Source organism: Amycolatopsis rhabdoformis (assembly GCF_035918295.1).
GTDB classification, from domain to species: Bacteria; Actinomycetota; Actinomycetes; order Mycobacteriales; family Pseudonocardiaceae; genus Amycolatopsis; species Amycolatopsis rhabdoformis.
The window spans coordinates 7,500,175-7,515,197 of the sequence record NZ_CP142149.1; the positions used below are offsets into that span (position 1 = coordinate 7,500,175).

The 15,023-nt window shown below is 70.1% G+C and carries 12 protein-coding genes; 5 read left to right on the top strand and 7 right to left on the bottom strand.

Annotation, left to right across the window (positions count from 1 at the left end):
- Window positions 1-12: 12 nt before the first annotated feature.
- Window positions 13-1,554 (bottom strand): APC family permease, encoded by a 1,542-nt coding sequence (locus VSH64_RS34620; protein WP_326566955.1) that lies wholly within the window; start codon window positions 1,552-1,554, stop codon window positions 13-15.
- Between the two features lie 802 nt (window positions 1,555-2,356).
- On the opposite strand from VSH64_RS34620, the gene VSH64_RS34625 reads away from it, so the two are divergent.
- Window positions 2,357-2,854, top strand: coding sequence for an Lrp/AsnC family transcriptional regulator (locus VSH64_RS34625; protein WP_326566956.1), 498 nt, complete (start codon window positions 2,357-2,359; stop codon window positions 2,852-2,854).
- A 1,416-nt stretch (window positions 2,855-4,270) separates the two neighbouring features.
- Here VSH64_RS34625 and VSH64_RS34630 read toward each other — a convergent pair.
- Entirely contained in the window at window positions 4,271-4,786 is a 516-nt protein-coding gene (locus VSH64_RS34630; protein ID WP_326838102.1) for a DUF6328 family protein, read from the bottom strand.
- A 325-nt stretch (window positions 4,787-5,111) separates the two neighbouring features.
- Here VSH64_RS34630 and VSH64_RS34635 point away from each other — a divergent pair, with 325 nt between their 5' ends.
- The gene (locus tag VSH64_RS34635) at window positions 5,112-5,681 is read left to right on the top strand and encodes a superoxide dismutase (RefSeq protein ID WP_326566957.1); all 570 of its coding nucleotides are present in this window, start codon (window positions 5,112-5,114) and stop codon (window positions 5,679-5,681) included.
- 2 nt (window positions 5,682-5,683) lie between these two features.
- On the opposite strand, the gene VSH64_RS34640 is transcribed toward VSH64_RS34635, so the two are convergent.
- Window positions 5,684-6,085, bottom strand: coding sequence for a TIGR03667 family PPOX class F420-dependent oxidoreductase (locus VSH64_RS34640; RefSeq protein ID WP_326566958.1), 402 nt, complete (start codon window positions 6,083-6,085; stop codon window positions 5,684-5,686).
- Between the two features lie 60 nt (window positions 6,086-6,145).
- Window positions 6,146-7,708: a DUF2339 domain-containing protein gene (locus VSH64_RS34645; protein WP_326566959.1), complete on the bottom strand. Its 1,563-nt coding sequence runs from the start codon at window positions 7,706-7,708 to the stop codon at window positions 6,146-6,148.
- A 1,265-nt stretch (window positions 7,709-8,973) separates the two neighbouring features.
- Here VSH64_RS34645 and VSH64_RS34650 point away from each other — a divergent pair.
- Window positions 8,974-9,345: a DUF6966 domain-containing protein gene (locus VSH64_RS34650; protein WP_326566960.1), complete on the top strand. Its 372-nt coding sequence runs from the start codon at window positions 8,974-8,976 to the stop codon at window positions 9,343-9,345.
- A 157-nt stretch (window positions 9,346-9,502) separates the two neighbouring features.
- Here the strand turns inward: VSH64_RS34650 and VSH64_RS34655 are convergent, their stop codons facing one another.
- Complete coding sequence (locus VSH64_RS34655) at window positions 9,503-10,453, bottom strand: Gfo/Idh/MocA family protein (RefSeq protein WP_326566961.1); 951 nt, start codon at window positions 10,451-10,453, stop codon at window positions 9,503-9,505.
- Window positions 10,454-10,526: 73 nt separating this feature from the next.
- Here VSH64_RS34655 and VSH64_RS34660 point away from each other — a divergent pair, with 73 nt between their 5' ends.
- Window positions 10,527-11,081 (top strand): isochorismatase family protein, encoded by a 555-nt coding sequence (locus VSH64_RS34660; protein ID WP_326566962.1) that lies wholly within the window; start codon window positions 10,527-10,529, stop codon window positions 11,079-11,081.
- Between the two features lie 11 nt (window positions 11,082-11,092).
- On the opposite strand, the gene VSH64_RS34665 is transcribed toward VSH64_RS34660, so the two are convergent.
- Entirely contained in the window at window positions 11,093-11,608 is a 516-nt protein-coding gene (locus VSH64_RS34665) for a 3,4-dihydroxy-2-butanone-4-phosphate synthase (protein WP_326566963.1), read from the bottom strand.
- Window positions 11,605-12,393, bottom strand: coding sequence for an alpha/beta fold hydrolase (locus VSH64_RS34670; protein ID WP_326566964.1), 789 nt, complete (start codon window positions 12,391-12,393; stop codon window positions 11,605-11,607). The genes VSH64_RS34665 and VSH64_RS34670 overlap by 4 nt, the downstream gene beginning before the upstream one ends.
- Before the next feature lie 184 nt (window positions 12,394-12,577).
- On the opposite strand from VSH64_RS34670, the gene VSH64_RS34675 reads away from it, so the two are divergent.
- Window positions 12,578-14,794 (top strand): GAF domain-containing protein, encoded by a 2,217-nt coding sequence (locus VSH64_RS34675; protein WP_326566965.1) that lies wholly within the window; start codon window positions 12,578-12,580, stop codon window positions 14,792-14,794.
- Window positions 14,795-15,023: the final 229 nt, after the last annotated feature.

A 15,023-nucleotide genomic window follows, 5' to 3' on the forward strand; every position in this document is an offset into this window, starting at 1 on the left:
CACCAGCCTAAATCAGACCTCGATCGCTTCGCCGTCACGCGCCACCGACCCGCGGGGCAGGCTGCGGCCGGCGAAGAATTCCCGGCACGCGCGGTGCACGGCGAACATCAGCGGGAACCCGATCAGGATCGACACGACCCCGATCACCGCGACGCCGCCGATGCCGAACACGGTGGTCTCCCCTGCGTCCGGCTTGGCGTATTCGATCACGGCGAGCACCAGCACCAGCAGGAAGAACACCCCGCCGACGAACGGCAGCACGCCGCGGAGGAAGAAGTGCCGGACGCTGGCGAACAGCGTTTTGCGGAACACCCACACGCACGCGAGCGCGGTCATCGTGTACTCGATCGCGATGGTGAGGCCGACGGCGTCGACGGAGTCCGAGAGCACGTTGTCGCTCCACACCGCGAGCAGCACGTAGAGCACGAGCGAGACGAGGCCGAACGTCCAGGTCGAGACCGACGGCGTCTGGTACTTCGGGTGCACGCGGCCGAAGACCTTGGGCAGCGCGCCGTGGCTCGCCATCGAGAGCGTGGTGCGCGCGGCGGGCATGATCGTCGCCTGGCTGGTGGCGGCGCCGCTGGTGAGCACGGAGACGATCAGCAGCAGGCCCATCACCTTGCCCAGGCCGGAGTCGCCGAACACCGCGCCGCCGAGGCCGGCCAGCACGTCTTCGGAATTGGCCTCGTTGCCCAGGCCGATGCCGCCCTCGCCGACGCCGGCGAAGGCGAGCGCGGCGACCGTCACGAGCAGGTAGTTGAGCACGAGCAGCACCGTGGACAGCACGGCGGCGCGGCCGGGCGCGCGGCGCGGGTCGGCGGACTCCTCGTTCACCGACAGCGAGCTTTCCCAGCCCCAGTAGATGAACACGGCCAGCAGCACCGCGGACACGGCCGTGCCGAGGCCGACGTCGTTGGGCCACAGCCAGCTCCACTGCGGGTGCGTGGCCTGCGGGCCGGCGCTGCCGCCGTACACGCGTACGAGGGCGACAATCGAGAAGACGATGAGCACCGCGAGCTCCACACCGAGCAGGATCCACTGCACCCGCGCGGACACCTCGATGCCGCGGTAGCACAGGTAGCAGAGCCCGAGCAGCCACGCGCAGCCGATGGCCGTGGTCACGGCGCTGTTGTCGGCGAGGCTGTCGGCGCCGAAGAGCAGCAGCGTGTACTTGCCGGTGAGCGCCGATTGGCTGCTCATCACCAGCAGCTGCGCCACGGTGACGACCCAGCCCGTCATCCAGCCCGCGCGGCTGCCGAACGCCCGCGTCGCCCAGGTGAAGTTGGTGCCGCAGTCGGGTTCGGCGGTGTTGAGCTCACGGAACGCGACGGCCACGAAGAGCACGGGGATGAACGACAGCAGGATGAACGCGGCGGCCTTGAAGCCGGTGCCGGCGAGCACGATGAAGCCGAGCGTCGCGGCGATCGAGTAGGCCGGGGCTGTGGACGACATCCCGATGACCATCGCCGAGACCATGCCCAGTGCCCCCGAACGGAGGCCCTTGGCCTGCACGGCCGGGGCGGGGTGGGCACCGAACGCGACGGCTTCGGTCATGACCGGTCCTCTCATGCGGGGGTTGGGGATGTTCACCGGCTGGGCTTGGGTCTTCGCCGGCTTGGCTGGGGTGCTCGCGGGTTGGGAGGGGTGTCTTCGCCGACGGGGGTCTGTGCCGGCTTGAGTCTGTGCCGGCTTGGGTCTGTGCCGGCTTGGGTCTGTGCCGGCTTGGGTCTGTGCCGGCTTGGGTCTGTGCCGGCTTGGGTCTGTGCCGGCTTGGGTCTGTGCCGGCTTGGGTCTGTGCCGGCTTGGGTCTGTGCCGGCTTGGGTCTGTGCCGGCTTGGGTCTGTGCCGGCTTGGGTCTGTGCCGGCTTGGGTCTGTGCCGGCTTGGGTCTGTGCCGGCTTGGGTCTGTGCCGGCTTGGGTCTGTGCCGGCTTGGCTGGGGTGTTCGCGGGCTGGGGGTGTCTTCGCCGACCGGCGTCTGTGCCGGCTTGAGTCTGTGCCGGCTAGGGGTCTTCGCGGGCTTGGGGTCTTCGCGGGCTTGCGTCCGCGCTGGCAGGGGTCTTCGCTGGCAGAGGTCTTCACCGGTTGGGCTGGTCCGGGCCGTGTTTCGCCCGGGTCCGGCCTGTCGCGGCCGCCAGACGGTACCGGTTCCCCACCAGGCCCCGGCACCCCCTGTGCTCCGTCGCACACCACCGCCTCGGAAACATCACCGGGGCGGCGGCTTGACCACTGATTTCGCTGTCACGCGTGACCTGGCCGGGGAATCACGTGAATCCTGAAACTTGCTCCTGTTCCGCCGCGAGGGCAGATACGCTGCGCGCTTAAGGAATCACATGCCGAAACACAGGGAGGGACGGCATGGGTGACGGAAACCGTACGAAGGTCGAGGAGCAACGCGCGCCGAAGGCGTTGGACGGCACCGACCGAACCTTGATCGCCTTGCTCCAGAACGACGGCCGCGCCTCGTTCACCGCACTGGCCAAAGCCGTGGGCCTCTCCGAGGGCGCCGTGCGCCAACGCGTACAACGCCTGCTGCGCGACGACATGATGCAGATCGTCGCCGTGACCGCCCCCGAAAACGTCGACCTGACCCGCCAGGCCATGATCGGCATCACCGTGAGCGGCGACCCCCGCGAGGTCGCCAACCGCCTCTCCGACCTACCCGACGTGCACCAGGTCATCCTCTGCGCCGGCCGCTTCGACCTCCTGGCCTCCCTCATCTGCCGCGACGACGACCACCTCCTCGCCGTGCTCGGAGACCAGGTACGCCCCATCCCCGGGGTCACTTCGACGGAACTGTTCGTGTATCTGAAGCTGGCCAAGCAGAACTACGCGTGGGGCAACCTCACGGCCTGAGTTTCATCCCGCGTGCGGCCGTTCTCGTCTTGCCGCCGCCGGTGGTGTCTGAGGCAGGGCTTCGCGGCAACCGGCTTTCGCTGCTCGTTATTGATCTTGAGCTCCGGGCCTTTTCCTTTGTCTCCAGCCCTTCCTCACGCACTATCGCGCCACCGCCTGCGAATGATCCGCTTCGCTCTCCGCCGCTGGTTCGTACATCGGCGAACGGTCATTTGCAGTGGCACCACGCGGCCCGAAACCGATCAGAATTCCGCTCCTCCGGACTCACCTACTTTCGCCTGCCTAAGTTTTGCTGCGCCCCCAGTTGATCCCGTCCCGATGAGCGGTCTCCCTGGGACCCACACTTCCTGCCACTAGCGGAAAGTGGGCTACCCGGCCCTCGGCCGACGCCTTGCTGCACCGACAACCGACTCCGTCCATGGGTCGCGGCGCGCCCCTTCGACGTCGGTTCATTGGGGCGGACTGGAAGGGGTGTCCCAGTGAACGGGGCGCCTTCTACGTCAACGCGAGCGGAAAACTCCCGCTCGACCACACGGCCCGAACGGCCCCACTGCGCGCCTGACTGCGCGAACGGCCAAGCCCCACCGCACCGGACCCGACCGCCCCGCTTCGCCCCGCCCCGCCCGAGGACCAGATCCCTCAGCCTGCATCGAGGCAAACGGATCCGCTCTCAACCCAGAGCGACGGACCCACCTGCGACCGTTCGTCGACAAAAGTGGTCCGACCGTGGGCGCCCGTGACCGCGCAGAATCCCACCAACGCTCGGCCGCCAAGCCCCAGCGGTCCCATCGCAGCACACGACCTGACCGACTGGCCGCATGGGCGCCGTGCGGCGTCGGGCCAGGGCTGGTAGCCGACGCCAGCCGCGGCTGCAGGTCAAGACCCGCAGTCGGCGCCGGCGCGGCATGAACCCAACGCTTGCAGTCGGTGTCGGCGCACCCGACTAGCCGCGGCTCGCGATCGCCGCACGCACAGCAACCGGTCAGGGCCCCCGGTCAGCGTCGGTGCGCCGATCGGTCACCGCTCCTGGTCAGCGTCCGCGCAGCCGACCGGTCAGCGCCTCCACAGCAACGAACGGCAGTCCCTATCGCCGTCCTCACAGCAACAGGCTGCGGCTCCAAGCCTCCTGACCACCGGCGACACGGCTCGCAATCGACGCCCGCGCACCCAACCAGCCGCGGCTCCCTATCGCCGCCCCGCAGCAACCGGCCGCGGCTCCGGGCCTCCCGACCACCACCGAGCCGCGGCTCGCAATCGGCGCCCGCGCAGCCGACCAACCGCTGCTCCCTATCGCCGCCTCCGCAGCAACCGGCGCGGCTCCAGGCCCGCCCCACGACCAACGAGCCACGGCTCGCAATCACCGCCCACGCACCCGACCGGCCACGGCTCCCGATCGGCGCCCCACGCGTCGACCGGTCAAGGCTCCCGGTCGGCGTCCGCGCGGCGGCGGGTCCGAGCTTCGTCGTCTCTCGGCAGGCGAAGCGGGATGACGAACCAGAGCACGCCGAACAGCAGGATCGTGAAGCCACCAGTGGCGATCAGTGCCGTGGTGCCGTAGACGACCTTGGCGATGAGCGCGACCGTGAGGGTGACCGCGCCGGCGAGGCAGCCGAAGCCGACGAGGACTGCGCGGTTGCCGACGCGCAGGATCTCGTCGCGGCGGCCCGTGCGGAACAGCAGGCGGTGCCAGGCGGCAGGCGCGGTGAGCAGCGCCGTCGCGCCCACCGCGAGCAGCACCGCCATCAGGTGCAGCCCCTTCTCGAGCGCACTCGCCTCCTGGAACCGGTTCGTGAACACCACCGACAGCAGGAACCCGAACAGGATCTGCACGCCGGCCTGCGCCACACGCAGCTCCTGAAGCAGCTCGCCGACGTTGCGCTGCAGCTTCTGGTTGCGCGTCTCCCCGGTGCGCTCCCTGTCGAAGCTGTCGATGACCTCGTCGGCTTCCACCGGCGGTGCACCGGCGGTGGAAGCCACGGGGTCGTCGGCAGACCCGGACCCACGGCGGAATACGGCTCCTGTGGGGTCGGCGGAAGGCGGGTTGCCTCGGTGCTGCTCGTCGGGGTCAGTCATCGGGTGGGCTCCAGGTTCGGCTCGTGCCGAAACACTAAGCCCGACCCCGGCGCCCCGCCGCCCATGCGGACCGGCCGGCCGGTCCGTGGACGATTCACCCGGCGCTGTTCACGACGGGGAAAACGCTCACACCTTCGGGTGGCGCCCATGGCGTCGCAGTCCTCGCGCTGGCTAGAGAATGATCATGCGTATCGCTTCCACACTCCTTTCCGCTGCTCTCGTCGCCGGTTTGGCCGGCCTGACCGGCTCCACCGCCCAAGCGGCGACACCAGTCCACTTCACCTCCGCACACGGCACCTTCACCGGGTACACCCCCGGCGCCCGCGCCGTGACCTACCGCACCGACCTCGTGCCGGGCGGCGCGCAGGCCCACGTGTTCGGCACTTCGGCCCGCGCCACCGGCACCACCACCACGCTCGTGGTCACCGGCCTGCTGCCGAACCACCAGTACGGCGCCCACGCCCACGCGAACGCGTGCGGCCCCACCGGTGACGACGCCGGCCCTCACTTCCAGTACACTCCCGACCCGGTGAAGCCCTCGGTCGACCCCGCCTACGCGAACCCGCGCAACGAGATCTGGCTCGACTTCACCACCGACCGCTTCGGCCAAGGCCACACCAAGTCCACTGTGGACTGGACGTTTGGTTCACGACGCGCGCGCTCCGTGGTGATCCACGAAACCCACACGCACACCGACCCCGGCCACGCCGGCACCGCGGGCGCCCGGCTGGCCTGCCTGGACGTCGGCTTCTGACACTAGAACCCCCAAGAGCGCTCCGGCACGACACGGATGCGCACCGAGTACGACGAGTCGAACGCGGCCGCGTCGGCGAACCCGATCCCGGCGTACGACGGCTCGTATTTCTCGAGGTAGCCCGGGGCTTCGGAGGGTCTGCCCTCGTCGACCTGGGCTCGGCCGTTGATGACGAGGACGCTGCCGCCGTGTTCGTCGCTGTTGAGGTGGAAGCTCACCTCGGGGCTTGCCTCGAGGTGACGGAGCTTCGCGGTGTCGGGCTGGCTGAACACCAGGATGTCGTCGCCGTCGAGGACGAACCACACCGGTCGCGGTGCGGGACGGCCCTTCGGCGTGATGGTGGTCAGCCAGCCCACGAGCTCGCCGGCGCGCTTGATCAGATTCGGGTCGGGTGTGTACGGCATCTTCGACCTCCCCTCGGAAGTGGTGAGATCCAGAGAACCACAACCCACCGACAGTTTTCGCTAGCGCGAGGCGACCATCCGCGCATATCGGCTCCCTGCAAGCAAAAGAACGAGACCGGCGCCGAGAAATGCACCCACTCGGGCGAGCCCGTCGAGCGCCGCGAGGTCGAACAGGATCAGCTTCGCCACCGCGGCGACGACGAGCACGAGACCGACCACGCGAAGCGCCACGACAGCGATACCGCGGAGAAGCAGCACCAGCGCGGCGACCGTCCAGGAGACGGTGATCAGCGCGTGGCCCAGGAGGAAACCCGACCGTCCGGGAACGGCGAGCAGCGCCGCGCACAGGATCAAACCGGCGGCGCCGTAGAGAGCCGCGAGGCCGCCGGGAAGCCACAGCAAAAGCTTGGTGGGCTTGAGAATTTCGAGGTGCACGGCCGCCCAGGTCAGCGCGATTGCAGCGCCCAAAATGAGAGCGGCAGCGGCCAGCGCGGCGAACAGGTCCGTGGTCGTGTGCGGACGCGGGACGACGAGGAGCGCCGGCGTGATGTCCATGACGATCGCGACCAGCCCGCCGATCACCGCGAAGGCGAGCGAACCTCCCAGTACGAACCGGTTTTTCGTGTAGCGAGCGGCGAAAGCCAGCGCCACCGCTTCGCCGAGCAGCACGGCGCTGCCGTCGAATTCCGTGACGGTGGCCTGAAGCGCCGCGACGAGGCCGGCGAGGCCCGCGACGTTCCCCGCTTGGCCGCGCACGAGCGGCCATGTCGTGACAAGAACAACGGCCGCGCCGCCCGCCAAAAGCGCCGCCTGCGTCTTCGGGAGGACCAGCGCGGCGACCAGAACCGGCAACGGTGCGATGGCGAGAGTGGAGAGCAGGAACGGATCGTTTTCCTTGCGCCGCAACATCACCAACGAGATCGCCGCGCTGAGGACACCGGCCGCGATGGCGACGGCCGTGTTTTGGTTATGCAGCAACGTGCCGATGATCGACGTTGTCAAGGGTGCGACCGCGGAAGTAAGCGAAAGGGTCCACCACGACCGTCGCAGCTGGACAGGCACCGTGGCGATCTGGAGGATGAGCAAGAACGTCACGAGTTCAGGCGTGAAGCCCTGGGTGATCACGGGAGCGCACACACCACACGCGACGACGACAGAACTCGCCAACAGAGGGGAATTCCATGTGACAGCAAGCAATAGCCCACCCACGGCCGTCACGAGGCCGATAGCGAGGCCCGCGGTGATGGGCAGGAACTCGTACAGCGACGTGGCGGCTATCGCGTCGAGGTAGAGCGTCGCGATCCCTGTGGCGGCAAGGGCGAACGCACCGGTGTGCGCGGACGGCTTCCGATGCAACCACGCCCCCACACCCACGAGCGCCCCACCGAGCACGGCACCCACCAGCACCCGCGGCAACGGCCCGAGCCATCCCCGCTGCACGGCGAGCACCAGCAGCAGCACGACACCCAGCAACGTCACGGCCCCACCGACCCACGCGAGCACCCGCGATCCGGCCCCTTCCTTGCCGAGTCGCTCGCTCAGGGTGGGCGGAGGGGTGTAGGCGGGGAAGGGGTTGGTCTGCGGGTAGTACTGCGCCGGGTACGGCTGGGGTGCGGGTTGCATCGGGTAGCCGTAAGGACCTGCGTAAGGCGCGAAACCAGGGTTGTAGGGCTGGTTGGGCTGAGGGCCGGGTTGCGGATGGGTCGGCTGGGGGCCTGCTTGAGGCGGCGCCTGGTAGTGGCCCGGCTGCGGCTGCGGCGAGCTTGCCTGCCCCGGTGCCGGCGGCTGCGGCTGGCTTGCCTGAGGCTGGCCTGCCTGAGGCGGTGCCTGCTGCGCGCCAGGCTCCGGCTGGGGCGACTGCGGCGCCGCTTGCGGCGGCAGCTGGTCGATGACGGGCTGCGGTTGGGCTGAGTGAGGCAGTTCCTGGCTCGAGCTGGAATCAGAGTGAGCCGACTGCGGGCTGTCGGGCTGGAGGGACGCAGCAGCGGGCGCGGCCTGAGGCCGCGGCGGCTGAGTGCCTTGGCTCGGACCGGGTTGCCCCGGGGTGGTCCCCTGCGAACCAGCCTCCTGCGGCGCAGTGCCCGGCTGCGGGCCATCCGGCTGCAGGGACGCGGCACCGGGCGCGGCCTGAGGCCGCGGCGGCTGAGTGCCTTGGCTCGGACCGGGTTGCCCCGGGGTGGTCGCCTGCGAACCAGCCTCCTGCGGCGCAGTGCCCGGCTGCGGGCCATCCGGCTGCAGGGACGCGGCACCGGGAGCGGCCTGAGGACGTGACGACTCAGTGCCTTGGCTCGGACCGGGTTGCCCCGGGGTGGTCGCCTGCGAACCAGCCTCCTGCGGCGCAGTGCCCGGCTGCGGGCCATCCGGCTGCAGGGACGCGGCACCGGGAGCGGCCTGAGGACGTGACGACTCAGTGCCTTGGCTCGGACCGGGTTGCCCCGGGGTGGTCGCCTGCGAACCAGCCTCCTGCGGCGCAGTGCCCGGCGGCGGGCCATCCGGCTGCAGGGACGCGGCAGCGGGCGCGGGCTGAGGGTGCGGCGACTGAGCGCCTTCGCTCAGGCCGGGCTGCGCCGGTGTGGTCGCCGGCGAGCTGGCCTCCTGCGGTGCGGGAGTCGGCAGCGCGCTGGCTTGCGGCGGCTCGGCCGGCGTCGTCGGTCGGCCGGGTGACTGGGCGGAAGCTGGTGGCGCCAGTGTGGGCTTGACCAGTGGGTTTACCGGCGCAGCCGGAGACCCCGGCGCGGCCGGCTCGGGCGTGGAGGCGGCCGGGGTGCCGGCGGTGCGGAGTTCGGTGCCGACGGCGGCGAGGTGCCGGCCGAGCTCGTCGAAGGCGTCGGCGAGGCGGTGGAACGTGGCGGCGTCCGTGGTCATGCGGTCAGGGTCGAGGATGGGTGGTGGTGATCGGATCCGTAGCACTACTCAACCCCGGACACGGGACGGTTGCGATCACGCCGAGAGCCACGGCGAAGACCGGCGGCGACCGACTGGTGGACGACCTCGCCGAGCTGGCCGAGGTGTTGCAGCCGTACGAGCCGGGGACGGCGATGTTCATCCAGGCGCACCGCGAACGTCTGGTCCGGGTGCGGAGGAAGGTCGAGAGGCGGCGGACGTTGCGGTCGTTGCTCGGGCTATTCCGCGGCGGCGCGGGGAGTTTCGACGATCTCTCCCTGCATGACCACGGTGAGCTGCTGACCGAGAACCCGCGGATGGAGCAGTTGCGGGCAGCTGTCGCGCGGGAGGCGCGGGAGGAACTGGGTCGCCGCTGAGCGCGCGAAAAGCGGCGGCCCGCCGGAGCGCGAAACGCGAACCAGCAGCCCTGGAGCGCGAGAAGCAACCCAACAGCCCGCCGAGGAGCGAGAACCCGACAGGTCCAGACACCGCGCCCCGGCAGACGAAACTGGCCGGGACGCGGCGTCGAGAGCGTCAGTCGGCCTGGGCGAGGACCTCGTCCATGGTCGCCATGATCGAGATGGTCTCGTCGAGGGGCATCAGGGGGCTTTCGAGGGCGCCGGCGGCCAGCAGACGGGCGATCTCGTCAGCCTGGTGGCGCAGGCCGCGACCGGGGTCCGTGTGGGTGTGGCGGACGGGCGAGCCGCCGCGCGGGGTCAGGGTGAAGGACGCCGGGGCGTAGAAGGCGCCTTCGAGGTCGAGGCGAGCGTCGGTGCCGACGATGGAGGCCGTGGTGGCCGAGGCGGCGCGGAGGGTGCAGTTGAGGACCGCGTGGGCGCCGCTGTCGTAGCCGAAGAGCATGGAGGTCTGGGCGTCGACGCCGGTGAACGCCGGCGAGACCATCGCCGTGACGCGCGAGGGCGTGCCGAGGATCATCGACGCGAACGAGACCGGGTAGATGCCCAGGTCGAGCAGCGCGCCGCCGCCTAAGGACGGGGCGAAGAGGCGGAAGTCGGGGTCCTCGGCGAACCACTGGCCGTGGTCGGCGGAGACGGTGACGATGTCGCCGAGCTCAGGGAGCAGGCTGCGGACGTGGTGGATGTGCGGGAGGAAGCGCGTCCACATCGCTTCCATCAGGAACAGGCCGCGTTCACGGGCGAAGGACACCAGGGAGCGGGCCTCCGCCGCATTCATGGTGAACGGCTTCTCCACCAGCACCGGCTTGCCGGCGGACAGCGCGAGCATGGCGTTGTCGTGGTGCATCGGGTGTGGGGTGGCGACGTAGACGATGTCGACGTCCGGGTCCTCGGCCAGCGCCTGGTAGCTGCCGTGGCGGGTGGCGACGCCCAGCCGGTCGCCGAACGCGTCGGCGCTTTCCTGACTGCGCGAGCCGACAGCGGCGACCACGCCGGAATCGGTGAGCTTCAGGTCTTCGGCGAAGGAACCGGCGATGCCGCCGGTACCCATGATTCCCCAGCGCAGCATGCGTCCTCCACGTTTCGCCCAAAACTGTCGGACCCAAGATCTACCATCGACCCCAACGCACGGAGGAGGCGCCATGACCACACTCGACAACCGACCGAAGACCGGACTGCTCGTGATCGACGTGCAGAACGGCGTCGTCAACCACGCCCACGAGCGCGACAAGGTCGTCGCCAACATCGGCGTGCTCGTGGACAAGGCGCGCGCCGCCGAGGTCGACGTGGTCTGGGTACAGCACAACAGCGACGCGATGCCGAGGGACAGCGAGAAGTGGCAGTACGTGCCCGAGCTCGCGCGGCGCGACACGGAAGCGTTGGTCCAGAAGGCATACCCCGACTCGTTCGAGGAGACCGATCTTGAGTCCGTACTCGCGGAGCGCGGGATCGGCCGGCTGTTCGTCTCAGGCGCGCAGACCGACGAATGCATCCGCTCGACGCTCCACGGCGCCATCGCGCGCGGTTACGACGCCACCCTGATCGGTGACGCGCACACCACCGAAGACCTCTCGGAGTACGGCGCGCCGACACCCGACAAGGTCATCGCGCACACGAATCTGTACTGGCAGAACCACGCGGCGCCCGGGCGCACGGCCGGCACGGTGACCACCGAGGAGGTCGATTTCACAGCCTGACCTGTGCGAAGTCAGAACACCGCCGAGATCCTCGTCAAGCCGGTGAGGGCGGGGTCCGCTTCGTCGACGACCGCCGCCACCACGGCGGCCTCGGCGAGCCCGGCGTTCCGGCACAGTTCCACCGCCGCCTCCGCAACGCCCCAGGCGTCGCGTCGAGCCAGCAGCGGCACGACGTGACCTGGCCGGATGAGGTCGGTGCGGGTGGCCGACGGATCCGCGAGGGTGCGGGCCGTGAGCGCACGGTCGTGAGCGGAGATACCGGTGGTGGTGCCCTCGGCCGCGTCCACGGAGACGGCGAAGGGCGGGCAGTCGGCGTCGTCGGCCGGGAGCAACGGGATGCGCAAGGTGCGCAGGCGTTCGCGTGGGAGGGCGACGCAGGCGAATCCGCTGGTGTGCCGGATGAGGAAGGCCATCGACGAGGTGGTCACCAGCTCGGCGGCGAGGACCAGGTGGTCGTCGAGCAGCACTGGCTCGCCGCGGCCGAAGGCGGTGAGCGCGCCGACGTCGAGGTCGGCGGTGAGGCTCACAGGAAGTCCGTGATGGCGGCGAGGGTGTCGTCCGGGTATTCCAGCAGCATGCCGTGGCCGCCGCGGGGCAGCACGCGTAGCGAGGCGTTCGGCAGCAGCGAGGCCATTTCGACGGACTGCAAAACCGGCGTGAGCACGTCTTCGGCGCCGGCCAGCACCAGGGTCGGGGTGAGCGCCGACGGCAGGGCCGGGCGGGAGTCGTACACGCGGAGGCCCTCGGCCTGCGCCTCGAAGCCCGCGAGCGACGTGGGGTACGGGTCGGTTGCGGCGAGTTTCGCCTGGGCAGCAAGGGTTTCGTGGTCCGTCAGCACACGGGCGGTGAAGCCCCAGGCCATGCCGATCACGCCGATGGCCACCGGGTCGGCGTCGGCGCGGCGGAGGGCGAGGCCGGCGTCGAGCCAGGCGTGCTGGATCGGGGTGTAGGACGGGAAGCCGTTGAGCAGCACGGCTTTCGTCAACACGTCGCCGTGGTGGATGAGCATCGACTGCAGCACCGACGCGCCCAATGACCAGCCGACGGCGGAGACCGGGCCGAGGTCCAGGAACGAGACCAGGGCGGCAGCGTCGTCGGCCAGCGTGTCCACGGCGTACGGGCCCGGCGGCACGGCGCTGCGGCCGACGCCCCGGTTGTCGAAGGTGATCACGGTGAACCGGCGGCTCAGCTCGGGGATCGCGCCGGCCCAGGCGCTCGAGTTGGTGCCGAGGCCGGCGATGAGCAGCAGGAGCGGGCCGGAGCCCGCGGTGTCGTAGTGCAGGGAAACGCCGTTCACGGTCGCTGTCGCCACGGGGCACCGTCCTCTCGCGGAACCCCGAGCATCCGGCCGCACCCGGCGGCGGGACAACAGGAGGACGCACACGAGCCGCGCCGGCGACGTGGACGAACCCACACGCACTGCGCCATCCAGCGGCTTTTGGTCGACGGGGCCGGACATCTGTGGTCAAGATGTCAACAGGCACCGAGGAGACGAGATGGACACCAACGGCGGTGTAACCACCACGGAACGGGACCTGGCCAGGCTGTTGCACCTGCTCGCCGACGAAACCGGCGCGACGGGCGAGTTCGACCGGCTCGGCGAGGACCTGGCAGGCGAGGGTGACGGGGAGCTCGTCGCCCTCACGCTGACCAGGGCCGCGCGCATCCGCGGGCTGCTCGCCGACCGCAAACGGCGCGAGCGGGAGATGCAGGCGCTGCTGGACACAGCCAGTGACCTCGCCTCGGTGCACGAGGTCGACGCAGCGCTCGACGCGATCGTCGCCCGGGCGCGCCGGCTGCTGGGCACGGACGCGGCGTACATGGCGCTCGTCGATCCGGAGACCGGCGACGCGTTCATGCGCGTCACACTCGGCACGATCACCCGGCCCATCGAGTCGCTGCGGCAGCCGGCCGGATACGGCGTCGGCGGCTGGGTCGCGCAGGAAGGCCGGCCGTTCGCCACCGCCAACTACCTGCGGGACGACCGGATCCGGCGCAAGCACTCGGTGGCGTCGGCCGTGGCTGAGGACGGGATCGTGAGCATCCTCGGCGTGCCGATGCGGGTGGGTTCGGAAGTGATCGGCGTGTTGTTCGGCGCCAACCGTGACGAGCGAACATTCGCACAATCCGAGATCGATCTCTTACATTCGCTGGCTGATCACGCGGCCATCGTGTTGGAAAACGCACGGCTCTTCGCAGCCACGAAAGCGACCGCCGAAGAGCTCACCGCCGCCAACGACCAGCTCGCCCGCCACAACAAGGCTCTCGAACAGGCTTCGACAGCGCACGAACAGCTCATGGCGATGGTCCTGCGGCGCGCTGACCTGGCCGAACTCGTCGATGCGGTCGCCGCCACGCTCGACGGTGCCGTGCTCGCCGCCGAGCCCGACGGGACACCGCTGGCGAAGGCGGGGCCGGCGGAGTTGGTGGATCGATTGCCGGAGTTGTGGGGGCTGCGGGCCGACGAGTCGTGTCACGCACCGGCGGCACCGCGGGTCGCCGCCGAGGTCGACATAGCGTCATCAGCGGATGCAGAGTTCTCGGACCTGGCGTCAGGTGGTCCGACCGAGGTCCATCGCGACGCGAGACGGCCGGCGGCTGCCGGCGATGAGGCCGGTGGAGAGGCGCTGGCCAACGATCGGCGTGACCGTCGGCGGCAAGAGTCTGACGCCGTTGAGGAGGACCGGGCAAAGACGCCGCCCGCGGGCGAGACGGAAGGGCTACTCGGCCAGCGACCACGGCTGCAGCACGAGGAACCCGAGCCTGGGCGTGCGCGGGATTTGGGGCGGCGTGCGTGGACGGTTCCGGTGCGGGCCGGGGCCGAGGTGTTCGGGCATTTGGTGTTCGCCGGGCGCGTGGAGCCGCTGGACACGGACAAGCGGATTCTTGAACGGTCGGCGCAGACGGCGGCGTTGTTGTTACTTGTCGAACGCCAGATGTCCGCAGCCGAACAACAGGTGCGCGGGCAAGTGGTGGAAGAGTTGCTCGCCGAACGCGAGCCGGACTGGGTGGCGTTGCGGCGGCGGGCGAAAGTGTCCGGCGTGATCGACTTCGCGGTGCGCCAGACGGTGCTCGTGGTGTCGGCGACCGGAACCACGCGGCGACGGTTGCTGCGGGCCGCCGCCGATTACGTGCGGGCGCATGGGGGCGTCGCGACCGAGCACGGTGGGCACGCGGTGCTGGTGCTGCCGTGCGGTGACGCGGAAGCAGCGGTCAAGGCAGCGCGGCGGCACCTCGAACGGGCCACCGGTGGCACGGTCACCGCGGGGGTCGCGGGACCGGCCGCGACCGCGCCGGCCGTGCGGAGCCTGCATCGCGAAGCCGAGCGTTGCCACCGGCTGCTCGTCGCTCTCGGGCGCGCCGGGACGGCCGCCAGTCTGGCCGACCTCGGCGTGCTCGGGCTGGTGCTCGACGGCGCCTCGCGCGAACACGTGCGCCGCCTCGTCGACGACAACGCTGGCCCAATTCTGTGCTACGACAACGAACACGGCTCCCTGCTCGCGGAAACCCTCGACGGCTACTTCGCCGCCGGCGAGAACCCGCGAGCCGCGGCGCGGCGTCTGCAGGTGCACGCCAACACGGTCTACCAACGCCTCGACCGCGTCGACCAGGTACTGGGCCACCGACGCTGGCGCGAACCCGCAGGAGCTCTGACGTTGCGCATCGCGTTGCAGCTGCGGCGGGTTCTCGACCAGATCCCGGTGGTGCCATGACCACCAAACAACTGACAACACCACCGGCACCGCCGCGAGCCCACGAGAGCGCTGACGTCACGCATCGCGTTGCAGCTGCGGCGAGTCCTCGACCAGATTCCAGTGGTGCCATGACCACCAAACAACTGACAACACCACCGGCACCGCCGCGAGCCCACGAGAGCACTGACGTCACGCATCGCACTGAAGCCGCTGCAGGTTCTCGACCAGATCCCGGTCGTGCCATGAA

Bases quoted from the DNA above. Each gene is read 5' to 3' on its own strand.
- VSH64_RS34620 (WP_326566955.1), bottom strand. From the start codon at position 1,554: ATGACCGAAGCCGTCGCGTTCGGTGCCCACCCCGCCCCGGCCGTGCAG.
- VSH64_RS34625 (WP_326566956.1), top strand. From the start codon at position 2,357: ATGGGTGACGGAAACCGTACGAAGGTCGAGGAGCAACGCGCGCCGAAG.
- VSH64_RS34635 (WP_326566957.1), top strand. From the start codon at position 5,112: ATGCGTATCGCTTCCACACTCCTTTCCGCTGCTCTCGTCGCCGGTTTG.
- VSH64_RS34640 (WP_326566958.1), bottom strand. From the start codon at position 6,085: ATGCCGTACACACCCGACCCGAATCTGATCAAGCGCGCCGGCGAGCTC.
- VSH64_RS34645 (WP_326566959.1), bottom strand. From the start codon at position 7,708: ATGCAACCCGCACCCCAGCCGTACCCGGCGCAGTACTACCCGCAGACC.
- VSH64_RS34655 (WP_326566961.1), bottom strand. From the start codon at position 10,453: ATGCTGCGCTGGGGAATCATGGGTACCGGCGGCATCGCCGGTTCCTTC.
- VSH64_RS34660 (WP_326566962.1), top strand. From the start codon at position 10,527: ATGACCACACTCGACAACCGACCGAAGACCGGACTGCTCGTGATCGAC.
- VSH64_RS34675 (WP_326566965.1), top strand. From the start codon at position 12,578: ATGGACACCAACGGCGGTGTAACCACCACGGAACGGGACCTGGCCAGG.